Origin of the sequence: Planctomicrobium stercoris (assembly GCF_051465655.1) — a bacterium.
Lineage (GTDB): Bacteria > Planctomycetota > Planctomycetia > Planctomycetales > Planctomycetaceae > Planctomicrobium.
Window position 1 is genome coordinate 4,631,483 of the sequence record NZ_CP195791.1, and the last position, 16,985, is coordinate 4,648,467.

Below are 16,985 nucleotides of genomic sequence, written 5' to 3' on the forward strand. Positions count from 1 at the left end.
CGGAAGGGCGCTTGGACTGGGCAGTCGCAGCCAATGAACTGCTGAATGATCCCCTTTCAAGAAGTCGACTGGCAAGCGCCCCCCTGGTTGCAGGCAACAGTCTTTATATATCAGTGCGAAGTGCGAATTCGCCATCACCAGCCAAACTCATCTGTTGTGGGCTGGACGGTGAAGTTCGCTGGAAAGCAGCAGTCCCCCTCGACTCAGTTGTCCCGCTTGGTGAAACGGGCGACTCCCTTGCGATTCAGGGTGATTCGATCATTTGGAACCTGGCGGGCAACGAAGTGATCGCGGTCGATGCGGAACAAGGAATCGTTCGTTGGAAGTCGCCACTCGGGGAGAAGACATCTGATCGCTCATCGACTTCAGGCTCATCAGCGTTGATGGTGCAGCAGGGACTTGTGCTGGTGACGGGCGTTGCTGGTTTGGTTGCGCTGGACTCTCAAACAGGGGCATTCCGCTGGCGATGTCCACTGAAAGATCCTGTCTCGCAGATTCTGGGAGTCTCTGAGAACATCCTGGTTGTTTCCGGGATTTCACTCTGCGGTATCGATCTGAAATCCGGTCAGGTTCTGTGGCAGACCGGCGGCAGTGAACCAGCGATCGAGGGGTTTGGTCGCGGTATTTTGCTTGAAGAAACGGTCCTCTGGCCGACCGTCACCGAGCTATGGACGGTCGACGCGAAATCCGGACGCGTGCAGCAGCGTGCTGCGATTGAGCAGATTGCCGGATGCGGAGGGGGGAATCTGACGCTCAGCGGCGGGACGCTGGTCATTGCCGGTGATGAGTCGGTGACAGCGTTTCGAGTGCGCGTGGCAGGAAGCGTCAGTCCATAAAAAAAGCCCAGCCGATGGGAGGCTGGGCTTCGATGTTCTTTTTGCACCTGGAAAGCTGAAGGGGATCAACCTTCAACCACTCGCCTACAGCTGGTGTTCAGGACCAGCGACGCGGATCAGGTGGTCATGGTCGATGTAGACCACTTCCTGAACCTGGTCGACGTGTGTGAACGGGACAGGCCAGCTGGATCGAATCGTCTTCTCAAAGTAGACGGTGCACTTGTAGTGGCAGTGATGCAGCCGGGCCGGACCAACCTGGGGATAGAACCGCGGTTCGTCAATCCGGTCGACAATCTTCTCGACGACCATACGAACGTCGTTCCGGAACGTTTCCGCCAGGAACGGCACGCCACCGGAAACATCGTCCGGCAGTGCCCGCATGACTTCGTCCGGGCGCGGTGGGTCCAGGCAGAACAGCGGTGCGTTCTCCCCTTCAATCGGGTCGAGAATCGGCACGCGTTTGTACCGCTCCTCTTCCCAGTAGGTATCTTCAATCTGCTGGCTGAAGAAGGGCGTGACCGGAATCGGAGCTGTCGTTCCGAAGAACCAGCCTCCAATGAATGCGTCTTTAAGTAAATACAGATAGGTCCCATAGCAACCGCTGCTGGGCAACGTACCCAGGAACAGCATTGCAAATAAGCCCCATCTCTTGGCCTGACTCTTCCAGGTTGTCATCCGATCGCCTCCAGGTGCTGCGATGACGCGAACAAAGCAACGCACGCAAAGTCCTTCTGCGTTGGATCGCTACTTCATCCGACACGTCTTTATCGAACCGTCAGGCGGTGGAACTTGTGAAAATGTGACGGTTTTAGCGAATTCAACGACAGTTCCCGGAACGACTGCACAAACTGGTTAAAACGTAACAGCTGGGCAAGATCCGATTTTCTTCCGACCGGCAGGAATCTCCCCGTGCAGACACTCATGGGAGCGGTCGAAACTACTTCTGCGATTCCTGCCGAACTGCTCGGCGATCGCACCATTGGCCGCATCCGGGAGCCAGCTCGAGTTCCGCTCGCTGGCAGGGATCCGAAATGTGCATGGTCTCTTCAAGCAGCAGGCAGGGCGGGGATTGTGCGTATCATCTACGGCTGTAATTCGCAGGGACAGGGCCACCTCTCCAAGGCGGCGACACTCGTCCCTTTGCTGGAAAGCCGCGGCCATGAAGTTCGCGTCATCAGCTCAGGCCCTCAGCCTCCCGCAATTTACCAGTTCAAATGGCATCGCCATCTCCCCGGCCTTCCCTATGTTCTCATGAGCGGGAAGACGAACTACTGGCAAACTGTCCGGAACTGGGCCTGTACCCTTCCGGGGACCCTCAGTTCCCTGATGCATCTGAAACGGATGGTTCAGGAATTCGAGCCACAGCTGATCATTTCCGATTTCGAACCGATGACCGCCAGCCCGCTCCTCTCCCCCGGCTGCGAAGTCGTTTCGATGTGTCGACAGGTCGCGCTGCTGGATCCAAACGTTCCCCTTCCCCCGGGAGAATCGCTCCAGCGGAGAATTTCCGGGACCGTGATCCGTACATTCACGATGGGTGCGACTCGTTTTCACGGATTCCATTATTCCCCCGATTCGCACCGCTGTCTGCCGCCGGTGATCCGTGAAGAACTGCTCCGATTTCCGGTTGTCCAGGGGAAGCACCTGTTCATCTATAATTATCATCACACCGGTCGCGGTGAGATCGAACGCCTGATGGAATGGTCGAAGAAGCGGGGAGTTCCCGTTCGAGCCTACGGGTTCCCCGGGGAGATCGCGCGTGGACTGCATGGGAATGTCCTGATGCAACCGAGCGACCGCTATCAGATGCTCGCCGACCTCGCGAGCTGCCGGGCCGCCATCGTCACCAGTGGACTGACGACCCCGCTGGAGGCGTTTTTATTGCAGAAGCCTGTCGTGACGGTCCCGCTGGAAGACCAGTGGGAACAGTACACGAATGCCTGGCATCTGGAACTGGCTGGCATGGCCAAAATGAGCACTCACTGGGATTACGACGCTGCGCTGGAGCTCCCCGCTCCGACCCCCGACCACCCAGCATGGTCCTGGCTGACAACCTCGCCACACCGCATTCTGGACGCCGTTCTGATGGAACAGACGCAGTCCGCACCCTCCTTCAGCGGGCAATTCGCCGCGTGACGCGTCAGCGAAGGTGCACTCGCTGACGCTTCGTGCTCTGAGAGCGACATTGTCAGCGAGTCCATTTCAGAATCCTGAAATCAGGGTCGATCCCCGGCAAACGCGTGTCTACAATCAGTGGAGAACCATTTCACTGACGAAAAACCCGGATCAGCGACCGGGTTTTGATTGGGCTGTCGTGTTCGCAGACGCGGAAGACAGCCATCGCGAGGATAGACAGATGCGCGGCCCCGGATTGCGACTGACCAATGACGTTCGACGGACCTGGCGCTGTCCTGCCTGCCTTTCTGAACGAAAATTACCGGCATCTCAGGTTGCGGTCCGCTGCATGTGTGCACCATCAGGGACACAGATGGAATTGATCGAGTCGTTACGGAAAGTGCGCATCGAACACCCCCCTCTTCCTCCTTACATCGACTGCGAGGAACTGCTCGCCACGGAGGAACCCGCACCGGCTGTGGTCGACACCCCTGCAGCCCCGAACGTGTCCACGACAGCCACCTGGACTCCGCCGATCCCCGCGGAATCGACTCTCACCGTCTCGGAGGAACTCACCTCCCTGCCTGCGGAGCCGGCTCCTCTTCCTGAAGAAACTCCCGACAAACCTGCGCGAGACGACGATGCCGTTCTTTGAATTCAGCCAATGGGACGGCTCCGACAGCTTCAGCCCGCAGTCCGCCGATGAACTCTTCGACAAGTTCTCGGAATATCTGATGGAGTACGGCGACGAAGTCATGCCCGCACTCGATCGCTGGGAGGAAGAGAACCCCGATGTGATCGACATGCTGGTCAAACAGGGTCTCATCGAAAAGGATCAGGACGGAAAGTTCCGGGTGACCCCCAAAGGCTTGAAGCGGGTCGAACACCGGGCGATGGAATCGCTTTTCAATATCCAGAACCGGGACAAGCTGGGCCGCCATGAGACCGAATCCCGCGGCGCCGGGCAGACCATGCTCGATGAGTCCAAACCGTATGAATTCGGTGACCCGGTCTCGAACCTGAATCTGCATGAGACCTTGAAAAATGCCCTGCTACGCCAGGGGGGCGGGTCTCCCATCGACGTCACCGAAGATGATCTGGTCGTTCATGACACCGAATTTCAGACCAGCTGTGCCACGGTCGTTCTTCTGGACATGTCCGGCAGCATGACCCGGTATGGAAAATACGCCTCCGCCAAACGTGTTGCGATGGCATTGCAGGCCCTGGTGCGTTCGAAATACCAGTCGGACTTTCTTCAGGTCGTCGGTTTTTACACCTATGCCACCCCACTCACCGAACGGCAGTTGCTGGGCTCGGCCCCCAAGCCGGTGAGCATTTACGATTCCCGGGTGCGGATGCGAATCCCGCTGGACAATCCTCCTGCGTTCGTCCCGGAGCATTTCACCAACATTCACGCCGGGCTCCAGTTTGCACGTCGAATTCTCAAACGGCAGTCCGCCAGAAACCGTCAGATTATTCTGATCACCGATGGTGAACCGACCGCGCATATCGAGAACCGGGACGTCCTGCTGATCTATCCCCCTGCGGAAAAGACCGCACAGATCACGCTGACAGAAGCCCGTCGCTGTGCGAATGAAGGGATCCAGATTTCGAGCTTCGCCCTGATCGAAGACTACTTTTATCTGGGGCTGGTGAACTTCGTCGAGCAGCTGGCGATCGTGACAAAAGGGGTCAGCGCCACCTGCAACGCGCAGGACATGGGAAACATGGTCGTACAGAGTTTCATCAACGGCCGACGGAAGAAGACCAGCATGAACCGATGAATCGCAACTTCTTCACGCCGCCTGCCTGATCTGGTGCAACTGCCTCACGCTTCAAGTGGACGACAAAACGGGCTAACGTCTGTGGTTCAGCAGTTGCAAGTCGGAGTGAAGCAAAGCAAGAGGTCAGGGTGCAGAGGTCAAAGGTCAGGAAAAAATGTAGGAAACTCTCGTTTTCTGCCCCGCCCCCCGCCCTCTGACCCCTGACGATGATTGCCCCAGCGACTTGCCACTCCTGTCATCCCCCAACGAAAATTGAGTCACTCCCTTTCATGCCCGCTATCGTTGCCGACAATCTTTGCAAGAGCTACCGCGTCTATCAGAAGCGTGAAGGAGTGCTCGCATCCATCCGGGGGCTGTTTCATCGGACCTATAAAACAGTCAATGCGGTCCGCAACGTCAGCTTTGCGATTGAACCGGGCGAGATGGTGGCGTTTCTCGGGCCCAACGGAGCGGGAAAAACAACCACGCTCAAACTTCTCTCCGGCTTGATCTATCCCAGTTCCGGAACAGCTTCGGTCCTCGGACACGTTCCATGGAAACGGGAGAATGCATTTCGCAGGCGGTTTTCTCTGGTGATGGGACAGAAGAATCAACTCTGGTGGGACCTGCCTGCCCAGGAGTCGTTCCAGCTACACCGGGAGATTTACCGGATTCCCGATACCGATTTTCAAAGACGCAAGGACGAACTCGTCGACCTGCTGGAAGTCCGCAAACTCGTCAGCCAGCCGGTGCGGGAACTGTCGCTGGGAGAGCGGATGAGAATGGAACTCATCGCCGCGCTTCTGCACAGCCCGGAAGTGCTGCTTCTCGATGAACCGACCATCGGGCTGGATGTGATTTCGCAGCGTCGCGTGCAGGAATTTCTCCGGTACTATCAGGCGCAGCAGAAGATCACTGTCATCCTCACCAGTCACTACATGAAGGATGTGGAAGCCCTGTGTAAACGGGCGATCATCATCAACCATGGTCAGATCAAGCACGACGGCCCGCTGGGAGAAATCGTCGAGCGTTTCAGCCAGAACAAGGTGATCAATCTGCAGTTTGCTGTGGATGAAACGCCGCAGCAACTGGAACGATTCGGCACCGTACTGGAATTCCTCCCCCCTCGCGCGAAGCTGGAAGTCGAACGGACGCGTGTTCCGGAAGTTCTGGGGGCCTTGCTGGCGGAGTACCGAATCGAGGACGTCGGCGTGCAGGATCGCCCGCTGGAAGAGGTCATCGCAGAAATGTTCGCTTCAACAGAAGAGTTCGAAACGAGCTCGACTTCCTGAAAATTCAGTGAAGTTCATCAAGCGATCGCCAGAGCACGAAGCGTCAGCGAGTGCATTTTTCACGCGAAACGACGAATGCACTTGCTGACGCCGCGTGCTCTGAAAAGTTCTCCATCTCATCATCACAGCGTCTTGAGATACTCCAGGACCGCCTGCTTTTCTTCTTCGCTCAGAGCATCCGGGAACGTGTGGCCCGCTGCACTTTTCCCGGTCTGACGCGTATTAAAGTATTCCCGCATTTCCCGTGTGTCCCGAACCGTCCGGGGAATCTTCGGCAGTTCCTCGACCTCGAGTCCGATCCGTTCCTGATCCAATCCGCTTTCGCTGGTCCGGGTCCAGACGACCGGACGTTTGTCGGGATGCAACACATGCCACAGCGTGGGGACGGATCCATTGTGGAAATACGGAGCCGAGGCCCAGATCCCGTCAAGCGGGGGAGCCAGATAACCATCGGTCTCTGAAATCGTGTCGAGTGTCCCGTAGTATCCGAACCAGGTCTGTCCAAAATACTCGCGGTCCGATGGCATGACCGACTTGAATCGAACCGGATCTGTTCCGACTTCATCGACCGAGACGATACGGTTGGGGAATGTCCCATCCTTGCCATAGGTCCCGTGGCATTCAGCACAGTTTTTGTTGAATGCGACTTCACCCCGGCTCGCCAGTTCCTGATTGATGGGGAACGGATATTTCGGCGGTTCAATGGATTCCAGGTAGGCTGCAACCTGTTTGAAGTCGTCTTCCCACTCGCGGAACTTCTCCGGCCCATTGTTCCGCACAAGCATGAACTGCATCAGACTCCGGTGATCCCGTGGAGCGTAAGCATCCGCGTAAATGTGGGATTTCTTTTTGTAGTTCCACCAGGGAGGAGTGTCCATATCGTGGTGAACCAGACGCGGCAGCGACGTCGGAGTGCGCAGATTCAGATCGGGGTCCCGCATCGACATCAGGATGACGCCAAACATCACCGCGTTGGTGGTTCCGCGAGTGTCACCCAGCGGAAAGACCTGCGTCGCTCTCTCCATGCGACCTCGGGGGCGCTCCGGGTAATACTTCTCTTTCATCAACCGCATCTCCTCGCTGAGCAGATGCAGCATGAATCTGTTATTCGGCGCTCCGGGATAGGTTTGGCCCAGAACCTGTCCCCCATGACAGCTGAAGCAGTTCATCGTCCATTCGCTACTTTCATTCACCACATACTGCAGCGGGGGAAAGTGCTCATCCGTGGTGGTCGAAAGATCCGTTCCGGGACGAGGCGTCAGACCATATCGGCTGAAGGCCAATTTACGACGTTCGACAGGAGTCGCCTGTTCCGCCTGGGTGCGGAGCGGTTCAGGCCAGACTTTCCAGATGTTCGAGAAAGAGTCTTCGTCAAAGTCTGGAGGGAGATACGGTTTCTCGATCAGGAAGCGATATCCGGCCGGCACATCTTCGGCGTGTCCTGATGAACAAAATCCGCAAAACGCCGCACTGAACAAGCACAACATCGCAAAGCGCCCGCCAGCGATGCCCATTTTCACTTCCATCAGATTTCGCTCCAGCATTCAGTGCGACCTGCCCCTGCAATCGGCGCGCAGGGTTTACCGACATCTACTCCGCAGCTGCAAAAAATGTTTCACCAAAATTCTCGCGAACGAGTGATTTCCTGAGAAGGCTGAACGTGAGGGGAGGTGGAGTCTTTCTCAGAAGCAGCAAGGAGTTAGGACCATCACTCATTCGCCTGTAGGTGAAATTGAGTCAGTTGACACGGTGGCCCCTGTTTTCTCCCGCACCTCGTTCGATTTCGCCCGCGGAATGGAGTCTACGCTACCCCCCGCTCCACGCTGGCCGCTATCCTCTGAGGTGCGTCGATGCACTTCTGTTGACTGAGATCCGTTTTATGCTGTCCATCGTCATCCCCGTCTACAACGAAGCTGACAGCCTGTCAGAACTTCACCGCCAGATTTGCGAAGTCCGGCGAAGTCGGGGGCTGGATCTGGAAATCATCTTCGTCGATGACGGCTCGACAGACGCCTCATGGAGCACCATCAGCCGACTCTCGCAGGAAGATCCAAAGACTCGGGGGATTCGCTTTCGCCGGAATTTCGGAAAAGCTGCCGCGCTGGCGGCCGGCCTGCAGGAGATCCGCGGAGACCTGGTCTTCATGATGGACGCCGATCTCCAGGATGACCCCGCTGAGATCCCGAATTTCCTCGCAAAGCTGGACGATGGATATGACGTCGTCAACGGCTGGAAAGAACGCCGACTCGACCCCTGGCACAAGGTTTACCCCAGCAAGGTTTTCAACTGGCTGGTCAGCCGGATGACGGGACTCAAGCTGCGGGATCACAATTGTGGGATCAAACTGTTTCGAGCAGAGGTCGCCCGGGAATTACGCTTGTATGGCGAGCTGCATCGTTTCATCCCGGTGCTGGCTCATGCTCGCGGATATCGCGTGACCCAGACCCCGGTGCATCATCGGGCCCGGCAATTCGGCCACTCGAAGTATGGCGTGAAGCGTTTCCTCCGGGGATTTCTCGACTTGCTGACGGTAACCTTCCTCACAGGATACGCACACCGGCCGCTGCATCTCTTTGGCGGGATCGGACTCTTCTTTTTCGTGCTGGGATCGATTGGAATGGCGTACCTGGGCTTCAGCTGGCTGATGATGAACGTCAGCCATGTCTGGCCTCACAGCCCCATCGGCACCCGGCCCATGCTGCTCTATTCGCTCGGCTCACTGCTCCTGGGAGCACAGGCCCTGTCCGTCGGGATCCTGGCGGAACTGATCGTGGCAAACGCCAGTCACGACCGCGACAGCTACAGCATTCGCGAACGGACTCCCGGGACACGGACAAACGGGACGTAGTTCAGAAGGTCACCACGGAGTCACCGAGGCACGGAGAAATACGAAGCGGGAATGAGGCGAATGGTGCACATGGAAGAGCGCCGATCACCCTTAATCTTCCCATGTTCCCAGGTCTGAAAAATCCTCCGTGTCTCCGTGACTCCGTGGTGAAATCCAATTCCTGAAGACTGGGGACGGCCGTATGATTCGGCGGCGAGAGACTCCGCGTTCAGCCGATTCGCAGGTGTTTGAACACTTCTTCCGGGCTCATGATATACCCGATGTAGAACGGGCCGAACTCAGCATATCGGGCACTCGCCTGATCGAATCTCATCGTGTAGACGATTTCCTTGATGTATTCGGGAGACCGTCCCCAGAGAGTGACTCCCCATTCCCAGTCATCAAATCCGGTGGAAGCGGTGATCAGCTGTGACACCTTTCCCGCGAACTTGATACCGGAGGTCGCGTGTTCCGCCATGAGCGCAGAACGCTCGCTGAAGGGAAGCTGATACCAGTTGGCATGTGGATGGCGGATCTTGTTCATTGGATAGAAGCAATGAACCGGCCATTCCGGCATGTCCGGATAAAGCCGCTGCTTGTTCATCATTGGCAGCCGCTGTTCGTACGCCTTGACTTTGGCGATGTAGGCGGGGTCGTCGACTTTGGCCCCCAGATGCAGCAACTTCTCAGCATACTGTTCGACCGTCGGGACGTATTCCGAGATCTCGGTGATCGACACGAACGAGTAGGTTCGCTGAAGTGCCGTCCCCAGCCGGCTGGCGCGGATATCCTGGGCAATGGCATCCAGACGCAGCGGATCCTTGTCGAGCATCATCAGCCCCAGGTCCGCCCGGTGCCCCGAGACGGCAAACGTCTGTAGACGCTCCGGAGCCCCGTGATAACTCGGGCTGAGAATATCACAGAGTTCATCACGCCCGACGAGCCGATCCGCCGCTGTCAGGTTCTTCAGCGCGACCGCATCGACAGCATAGTAGAGATGCAGGCAGTGCCAGCCTTCGCTCAGCTTGATCGTTGGTTCCGGAAGCGGTTCGGGAGCGTGTGCAGGTCGGTTCATGGGATACTTTCTCTGATCAATTCGAAATCGCTTCGAACGGAAATGCTTAGCCCCACACTTCAAGTGTGGGGCTAAGAGACTGATTCTCGATCATTCCATCATGCAGACTGTCGATCAGTTCTTCAACAGCTGCCGCAGCACCGTGTGCAGAATTCCACCGTTGCGGTAGTACTCCACTTCCACAGGCGTATCAATGCGGCAGGTGGTGACGAAGTGAATATCGTCTCCGTTTGCACAATGGGCCGTGACCTCGACCGCCTGACCCGGCTTGAGGTCGTCATTCAAAGCGACGTCGTAGATCTCCGTACCGTCGAGCCCCAATGCCTCACGGCTTTCGCCCGGACGGAACTGCAGCGGCAGGACCCCCATGCCGATCAGGTTCGAACGGTGAATCCGCTCGTAACTTTCGGCGATGACGAACTTGATCCCAAGCTGCTGCGTCCCCTTGGCAGCCCAGTCTCGGGATGATCCCGTGCCGTACTCTTTGCCGGCCAGAACAGCCAGTGGAGTCTTCTCGGACTGGTACTTCATGGAAGCTTCGTAGATGGAGCACTGCTTGTCCTCAGGCAGGTACTTGCTCACTCCCCCTTCTGTTCCAGGAGCAATGAGGTTTCGCAGCCGGATGTTGGCGAACGTTCCGCGTGTCATCACACGGTCGTTTCCGCGACGGCTTCCGTAGCTGTTGAAGTCGACAGGAGCCACGCCGTGCTCCTGCAGGAACTTGCCCGCGGGAGAGTCTTTCTTGATCGCGCCCGCCGGGCTGATGTGGTCGGTGGTGCAGGAATCCCCCACGCTCACCAGCACCCGTGCCCCACTGATCGCCTGAATCGGCTGCGGCGTGGCAGGCATGTCCACGAAGAACGGAGGCTCCTGCACATAGGTGCTCGCCTCATCCCAGGTGAACAGATCGCCGCTTCCACCTTCGATGGCCTGCCACTCCGGCGGTCCCTGGCTGGCATGGGAGTACTGTTCGACAAACATCTCCGGAGACATGGCGGCTGCCACGGTGTCGGCGATTTCTTTCTGGCTCGGCCAGATGTCGGCCAGGAACACATCGTTGCCGTCCGCATCCTGTCCAAGCGGCTCGGTGGTGAGGTCGATATCGACCGTTCCAGCGATGGCGTAGGCCACAACCAGCGGCGGACTGGCCAGGTAGTTTGCTTTCACATGCGGATTGATACGGCCTTCGAAGTTCCGGTTTCCGGACAGCACGGCGCTGGCGACGAGATCGTTCTTCTGAATGGCGTCCGCGATTTCGTCCGGGAGCGGACCACTGTTGCCGATGCAGGTGGTGCAGCCGTAGCCCACCAGCTGGAATCCCAGCTGATCCAGCCACGGCGAAAGTCCAGCCTGATCGAGGTAGCTGGTCACAACCCGGCTTCCGGGGGCGAGTGAGGACTTCACCCAGGGCTTGCGGCTCAATCCCTTCTTCGCGGCGTTCCGGGCGACCAATCCGGCAGCGACCATCACGCTGGGATTACTAGTGTTGGTGCAGCTGGTGATCGCTGCGATCACCACAGCCCCATGCTTCAGCTTGAATGTCTCGCCAGCATAATCGACTTCAACGCCGTCCAGTCCTGGGTCGCTGGCAGTCAGAGTTGCAGTCGCCGGAGCGAGTCCCCCTTCATCAGTCATCGCTGCAGGGGTGGAATCGCCGGTCGAGACCGCCTTGCCGAACGTGGTTCCCAGATCCTGTTCCCACTGACTCTTCATGCCGGTCAGCAGGATGCGGTCCTGGGGACGCTTCGGACCAGCCATCGATGGAGCGACTTCCGACAGGTCCAGCGACAGCGTGGTGGTGAACTGCGGCTCGGGGGAATCGTCCGTGCGGAACATCCCCTGGGCCTTGTAGTATTTCTCGACCAGATCGATCTGGGCTGCACTTCGTCCGGTTCGCTCCAGATATCGCAGCGTTTCGGCGTCGACCGGGAAAAAGCCCATCGTCGCACCATATTCCGGCGCCATGTTGGCGATGGTCGCCCGGTCCGGCAGGGACATATTGGAAAGTCCCGGGCCGTAGAATTCGACGAATTTGCCGACCACGCCGTGACGTCGCAGCATCTGGGTCACTGTCAGCACCAGGTCGGTGGCGGTCGCCCCTTCCGGCAGTTCGCCCGTCAGTTTGAATCCGACAACTTCCGGCAGCAGCATGTAGATCGGCTGGCCGAGCATCACCGCTTCCGCTTCAATCCCGCCGACCCCCCAGCCCACGACTCCAAGGCCGTTGATCATGGTGGTGTGGGAGTCGGTTCCGACGAGCGAATCCGGGAAGGCGACGCCATCGCGGGTCAACACGACCCCGGCGAGGTACTCCAGGTTGACCTGGTGCACAATTCCGGTCGCTGGCGGAACGACGCGGAAGTTCTGAAATGCCTTCTGTCCCCATTTCAGGAACTGATAACGCTCCTGATTCCGCTCGAATTCGAGTTCGACGTTGGTCTGCAGGGCCATTCCCGTGCCGAAGGCATCGACCTGAACGCTGTGGTCAATCACGAGGTCGCAGGGGACCAGGGGGTTGATTTTCTTTGGATCTCCCCCCATCCGGACCATGGCGGCCCGCAGAGCGGCCAGGTCGACGACCGCCGGAACCCCGGTGAAATCCTGGAGAACCACCCGACCGGGCATGAACGGAATTTCCGTCGGTTCCTTCTGGTGCGGAGTCCAGTTGAGGATATTCTGCACATCCTGCTCGCTGACGATGTAGCCGTCACAGCTTCGCAGAGCGGATTCCAGAAGAACCCGGATCGAGAACGGGAGGCGGGAAACGTCCCCTTTCCCCATTTCCGTCAATTTCCCGAGCCGATGAATCGTGACTTCGCCGGCCTGAGTCTGCAGTTTGTGCTCCGCGCCGTAGGGATTGGAACCACTCATAGATCGAAAACTCCGCGGGACCAGCATGTACCGGCCCGATGTTCAAGGGGCATTGGCGATAGCAACCCGGCCCGAGGAGGCTCCCCCCTCAGCGACCGGATCGCAGGCTGAGTCTATTGTGGCTGTTATGGCCCCGGACTTCAAACCTTGCCCATCCGAGTCTGATTTTTTGTCCCGATTGAGAGAATGCTGCAAAAAATTGCAAAAACGGCTGCAGAAGTCGTTCTCCGCACCCACTGCGGGCGGCCCGCACAGGTCTCTGTGCAGGCTGGCGAGGTCTCGATCGTCCATAGTTCACAACTCTGAACGGCGACTGCTCCGGTGGGAGTTTCGCGCCGGCTCGAAAGGTGACCTCGCATCAGCGGCCGCGTGAGGAAGCACACGAGGGCCCGACCACCGCGCCTGCCACAGCGACTGTCCGGGCAGTCACCGCACGCCTCTTTACAGGCAGGACTTTATGCAACTGAGTTCACTGAATTGATAATCTGATATTAAGGTACATCCAGATTGCATACAAAACTTAAAACAATTACGCGTTGTTAACGACAAGTCTGTCCGCCATCGAAATATAAAGAATAGATGAAAACTTAATAATTTTTCTGTTGAGTGAAACACTTGGCCAGCGTTTTGTCGCCACACAAAAGCGAGTGACGAGCACGTCCTGCTCGAGACGCTTCCCTAAATTTCTGGAGACAAACGTGATGGCCAAACGTCGAGGTTTTACACTGATCGAACTGCTTGTGGTGATCGCAATTATTGCTGTGCTCATTGCTCTGCTGCTGCCTGCCGTGCAACAGGCACGGGAGTCCGCACGCCGTTCCCAGTGCAAGAATAACCTGAAGCAGATGGGCCTGGCGCTCCATAATTATCACGAGGTCTATAACACCCTTCCGCCCGGGTATATCACTTATCAGAACAACACACCGGCGATCGGCCCTGATCTCGGAACCCAATCGCCAGCATGGTCCTGGGGAGCTGCCATTCTTCCCCAGACAGACGGCGCAACGATTTTCACGACCGTGCAGCCCGGCACCTTGACCGTGAAGGATGCATTGCTCGACACAGCCACGGCACGGAAAGCCGCCATGACGACACGGATGTCCAATTTCCAGTGCCCATCCGACACCGCCCCGGGGCTGAATTCCGGACGTCCCTTAACGGCGGCCACCGGTTACACGGCCACAGCGATCGCGACGAGCAGCTACGTCGCATCTCATAACGTCGGAGACAACGCGACCACCGCCAGCAGCGTAAGCCCACTCGGAACCTCTCTTTACGATGCTCTCTACACAGCGACCCCCCACGCGACCACCCCAATGTCTGGCTACGTGGGCGCATTTGCGCAGAACAGCCGCACTGGTTTCCAGAACATTACTGACGGCACCAGCAACACCATCTTCATCGGTGAACGCTCCTGGCAAGTGGCCGCCAACCAGAATAATTCCGCATTGGCACTCGCAACGCGAAGCGGTGGAGATGACACGCTGGGGGTCGCTAATGCCAAGATCAATGCCAACACCGCCAGCTCGACCTCCTACAGCAGCTTCCATACTGGCGGAGCACACTTCCTGATGGGAGACGGCGCGGTCCGCTTCATTAGCGAAAACATTGCGTTCGTCATCCCCGCCGGTGCAACAGACGCCACAAACAATACTCATCTCATCCAGGCAGGGAACACGTTCGGGATGCTGATCGGCATCGCCGATGGACAGGTCTTGAACGAGTTCTAAGACAACTCATCCCAGACCACTCCGCACCTGTCGTACGGACACGAAAAACTCCTCGCGAGCCCGGCACAGTTCCTGTACCGGGCTTTGTTCATGCGCTCGCCGCCAATCAGTCTGAGCAGAGTTCACGCAGATCGCAGCAGCTTTTCCACCTGGCTCGAAGCCTGACCGCGAGTGAGAATCACGTCGCAGCCTGCCGACTGGGCATCGCGAAACAATTCTTCTCGCACATGCGGCCCGAAACCGATCAACCGGCAGTGCTCGCCCGCAGCGGACTTCAACTCCGCGATGTTGAGTTCCGGCAACTCCAGGTCAATCACAATGAAGTCGATACCGCCGTTCACCAGTTGCTGAAGGCACCCCGCCTGCGACAAACAGGTACGCCCTTTTCGTCCGGCCCGCTGGACCGCTCCATGCAGCTGACTCCCGAAGAACAAATCTTTGCACAACACAAGAACACTGAACTCGTCCGCCATTTCAACTCCGACAGCAATTTGGTTGCAATTCCGCATTCTTTTCCAGGACCATCGCCAGCCGCAACCGAGTCGCAGACGTTTCCCAAAGAAATTCGTCGACTCGGTCGAGAACTCACAAAAAAGCCGCCCGCCAAAACTGACAGCATCAGGTCTACATCCAGGGCACTTCGACGCCTCAAGCGAATCCACGCGATTGAGAAGCCCGGAATCGCTCTTTTCCAGCTGCGAATATCACCTGGTTAAACAAAACGTAAGGCGCGGCAATTCTGCCCATGCTGATAAATCATCCAGGAGCCAGGAACGCTATAGGCCCAAGCATAGAATGAAATGGAATGCCGATTGTCACACCAAGCGATTACGCAGACGACTCAAGACCTGACGCCGCCCTAAAAACAAAAAAACCCGGAAACAGCGAGTTGGCCGACAGCGTAGCGCACTGCGTTTGTCTCAGTTTGACGATTCTTTACGCTGTATGGGTTTACGCTCTTTCGCCCTGAAACTTTGTTGTGTACACTTGTTCTCAGTTTGACGGAATTTGACGTCAAGTGTAGCGCAGACGTAGCAAAATGAGTTTGTAGCGCAGTGAAGAAGCATCTCACAAATCCTGTCGTTGCCAAGCTTCCGACGCCTGCGAGTCGAGCAGCTTTCGTTCACGATTCCCAGCTGCAGGGATTTTGTATCTCTGTCAGTCCTGCCGGTCGGAAGACGTTCTATTTCTACGGTCGGGTGAATGGCAGGCCGCGTCGAATCCGGATCGGCACGTTTCCGGAGCTGACCGCGAGCCAGGCCCGGGACATCTGCAAGGGGATCATCGGTGATGTTTCCAAGGGGAAAGATGTCCATCACGACCGGAATGCCGGTCGGCGGACGCTGGGAGAACTGTTCGACCTGTATCTCGATACTCACGCCAAGCTGAAAAAACGGACATGGGAACGGGACGTGAAGGAATTCAATGCCTTTCACGGATCATGGAAGCGAAAGCCACTGGCCGAGATCCGCCGGGGGATGATTGCCGACCGGATTGCTGAGATCGTCGCCAGCAACGGCAAGGGGGCAGGACACAAGGCCCGGGCGTTACTGTCCAAGATGTTTTCCATCGCCGTGAAACACGAGTGGGTTGAATACAACCCGGTGACCGGAACCGACCGGCCGACGTTCGAACCACGCGAACGATACCTGAGACCGGATGAAGTGAAACGGTTTTTCGCTGCCGTGGATGACCTGCAGCGTGAAACGACGCGAGATTTCATCTATCTGGCTGTCTACACCGGCGCCCGACGCCAGAACCTTGCGACGATGCGATGGGAGGAACTGGACCTTGACCGTGGTCTCTGGGAAATCCCCCGCGAGAAGTTCAAAGGAAAGCGATCCAAGGTGATTCCACTGATCGATCCGGCTCTGGAGATTCTGCGGAGACGATTCGCTAATCGAGCCACCAGCAACCCATGGGTGTTCCCGGGCGGGGGAAAGGTCGGACACATCGTCGAGCCGAAAGCAGCGATGGAGAAGGTGCGAGAAGCGTCCGGGATTCAGGATCTACGGTTCCACGACCTGCGGCGCTCGCTGGGGGCATGGATGAACAATGCCGGGGTAAACCTGCGTCTCATTCAAACGACGCTGGGACATGCCAATATTGCGACCACAGCGGCACACTACACGCCAGCCGAATCGGAAGTGATCCGGGCAGCGACAGAAGCGGTGATCGGGCAAATCATGGGAAACGGAAAGACGGGTGAGTGATGCACGATTTAGACGATAAATCGGAAAGTATTTGTTGCTCGTCTGATGTTATTTCACTGTTTCGCTATCTGTCTGATTCGATCGATTCGGATAGCGAGGATGCCTTTGAGGATGCAAGAGAGATTTCGATTTTAATATTTCGGAATTTTCGCAAGTACAAGAAATCTCTTTGGTTGATCGGGAACTTGTCAATTCTCGAAGACAAGACGTGTGCTGACATCGTTTCCGTTGAGTTCGACGACGAACGCTTCCCCGTGATTCAC

General features: G+C 57.3%; 13 protein-coding genes. 8 read left to right on the forward strand and 5 right to left on the reverse strand.

Features of this window, described 5'->3' with window-relative positions; all coding sequences use genetic code 11:
• The first annotated feature begins 11 nt into the window (after window positions 1-11).
• On the forward strand, window positions 12-836 hold the full coding sequence (locus tag SH661x_RS18555; protein WP_437231221.1) for an outer membrane protein assembly factor BamB family protein: 825 nt from the start codon (window positions 12-14) through the stop codon (window positions 834-836).
• A gap of 84 nt (window positions 837-920) precedes the next feature.
• Here the strand turns inward: SH661x_RS18555 and SH661x_RS18560 are convergent, their stop codons facing one another.
• A complete protein-coding gene (locus SH661x_RS18560) occupies window positions 921-1,511 on the reverse strand; it encodes a hypothetical protein (RefSeq protein ID WP_437224619.1) in 591 nt (196 codons plus the stop codon).
• A 234-nt stretch (window positions 1,512-1,745) separates the two neighbouring features.
• Between SH661x_RS18560 and SH661x_RS18565 the strand changes: the two genes are divergently transcribed.
• From SH661x_RS18565 to SH661x_RS18580, 4 genes are all read left to right on the forward strand, one after another.
• The gene (locus SH661x_RS18565; protein ID WP_437224622.1) at window positions 1,746-2,972 is read left to right on the forward strand and encodes a glycosyltransferase family protein; all 1,227 of its coding nucleotides are present in this window, start codon (window positions 1,746-1,748) and stop codon (window positions 2,970-2,972) included.
• A 328-nt stretch (window positions 2,973-3,300) separates the two neighbouring features.
• The gene (locus SH661x_RS18570) at window positions 3,301-3,606 is read left to right on the forward strand and encodes a hypothetical protein (RefSeq protein WP_437224624.1); all 306 of its coding nucleotides are present in this window, start codon (window positions 3,301-3,303) and stop codon (window positions 3,604-3,606) included.
• Window positions 3,593-4,735 carry a VWA domain-containing protein gene (locus tag SH661x_RS18575; protein ID WP_437224626.1) on the forward strand — a complete coding sequence of 381 codons (1,143 nt, stop codon included), beginning with the start codon at window positions 3,593-3,595 and terminating at the stop codon, window positions 4,733-4,735. The genes SH661x_RS18570 and SH661x_RS18575 overlap by 14 nt, the downstream gene beginning before the upstream one ends.
• Window positions 4,736-5,004: 269 nt before the next feature.
• On the forward strand, window positions 5,005-6,006 hold the full coding sequence (locus SH661x_RS18580) for an ABC transporter ATP-binding protein (RefSeq protein WP_437224629.1): 1,002 nt from the start codon (window positions 5,005-5,007) through the stop codon (window positions 6,004-6,006).
• 122 nt (window positions 6,007-6,128) lie between these two features.
• Here the strand turns inward: SH661x_RS18580 and SH661x_RS18585 are convergent, their stop codons facing one another.
• Window positions 6,129-7,550 carry a cytochrome c gene (locus SH661x_RS18585; RefSeq protein ID WP_437224632.1) on the reverse strand — a complete coding sequence of 474 codons (1,422 nt, stop codon included), beginning with the start codon at window positions 7,548-7,550 and terminating at the stop codon, window positions 6,129-6,131.
• A 335-nt stretch (window positions 7,551-7,885) separates the two neighbouring features.
• On the opposite strand from SH661x_RS18585, the gene SH661x_RS18590 reads away from it, so the two are divergent.
• Window positions 7,886-8,854, forward strand: coding sequence for a glycosyltransferase family 2 protein (locus SH661x_RS18590; RefSeq protein WP_437224635.1), 969 nt, complete (start codon window positions 7,886-7,888; stop codon window positions 8,852-8,854).
• Between the two features lie 208 nt (window positions 8,855-9,062).
• Here SH661x_RS18590 and hemQ read toward each other — a convergent pair whose 3' ends face one another.
• Window positions 9,063-9,908, reverse strand: a complete 846-nt coding sequence (gene hemQ / locus SH661x_RS18595; protein ID WP_437224637.1) for a hydrogen peroxide-dependent heme synthase — start codon at window positions 9,906-9,908, stop codon at window positions 9,063-9,065.
• Between the two features lie 114 nt (window positions 9,909-10,022).
• Window positions 10,023-12,779 carry an aconitate hydratase AcnA gene (gene acnA / locus SH661x_RS18600; protein WP_437224640.1) on the reverse strand — a complete coding sequence of 919 codons (2,757 nt, stop codon included), beginning with the start codon at window positions 12,777-12,779 and terminating at the stop codon, window positions 10,023-10,025.
• A 701-nt stretch (window positions 12,780-13,480) separates the two neighbouring features.
• On the opposite strand from acnA, the gene SH661x_RS18605 reads away from it, so the two are divergent.
• The gene (locus SH661x_RS18605) at window positions 13,481-14,509 is read left to right on the forward strand and encodes a DUF1559 family PulG-like putative transporter (RefSeq protein ID WP_437224643.1); all 1,029 of its coding nucleotides are present in this window, start codon (window positions 13,481-13,483) and stop codon (window positions 14,507-14,509) included.
• 122 nt (window positions 14,510-14,631) lie between these two features.
• Here SH661x_RS18605 and SH661x_RS18610 read toward each other — a convergent pair whose 3' ends face one another.
• Window positions 14,632-14,982 carry a hypothetical protein gene (locus SH661x_RS18610; RefSeq protein ID WP_437224646.1) on the reverse strand — a complete coding sequence of 117 codons (351 nt, stop codon included), beginning with the start codon at window positions 14,980-14,982 and terminating at the stop codon, window positions 14,632-14,634.
• Window positions 14,983-15,564: 582 nt separating this feature from the next.
• On the opposite strand from SH661x_RS18610, the gene SH661x_RS18615 reads away from it, so the two are divergent.
• Entirely contained in the window at window positions 15,565-16,722 is a 1,158-nt protein-coding gene (locus tag SH661x_RS18615; RefSeq protein ID WP_437224649.1) for a tyrosine-type recombinase/integrase, read from the forward strand.
• Window positions 16,723-16,985 lie beyond the last annotated feature (263 nt).

Bases quoted from the DNA above. Each gene is read 5' to 3' on its own strand.
- SH661x_RS18560 (WP_437224619.1), bottom strand. From the start codon at position 1,511: ATGACAACCTGGAAGAGTCAGGCCAAGAGATGGGGCTTATTTGCAATG.
- SH661x_RS18570 (WP_437224624.1), top strand. From the start codon at position 3,301: ATGTGTGCACCATCAGGGACACAGATGGAATTGATCGAGTCGTTACGG.
- SH661x_RS18575 (WP_437224626.1), top strand. From the start codon at position 3,593: ATGCCGTTCTTTGAATTCAGCCAATGGGACGGCTCCGACAGCTTCAGC.
- SH661x_RS18580 (WP_437224629.1), top strand. From the start codon at position 5,005: ATGCCCGCTATCGTTGCCGACAATCTTTGCAAGAGCTACCGCGTCTAT.
- SH661x_RS18585 (WP_437224632.1), bottom strand. From the start codon at position 7,550: ATGCTGGAGCGAAATCTGATGGAAGTGAAAATGGGCATCGCTGGCGGG.
- SH661x_RS18590 (WP_437224635.1), top strand. From the start codon at position 7,886: ATGCTGTCCATCGTCATCCCCGTCTACAACGAAGCTGACAGCCTGTCA.
- hemQ (WP_437224637.1), bottom strand. From the start codon at position 9,908: ATGAACCGACCTGCACACGCTCCCGAACCGCTTCCGGAACCAACGATC.
- acnA (WP_437224640.1), bottom strand. From the start codon at position 12,779: ATGAGTGGTTCCAATCCCTACGGCGCGGAGCACAAACTGCAGACTCAG.
- SH661x_RS18605 (WP_437224643.1), top strand. From the start codon at position 13,481: ATGGCCAAACGTCGAGGTTTTACACTGATCGAACTGCTTGTGGTGATC.
- SH661x_RS18610 (WP_437224646.1), bottom strand. From the start codon at position 14,982: ATGGCGGACGAGTTCAGTGTTCTTGTGTTGTGCAAAGATTTGTTCTTC.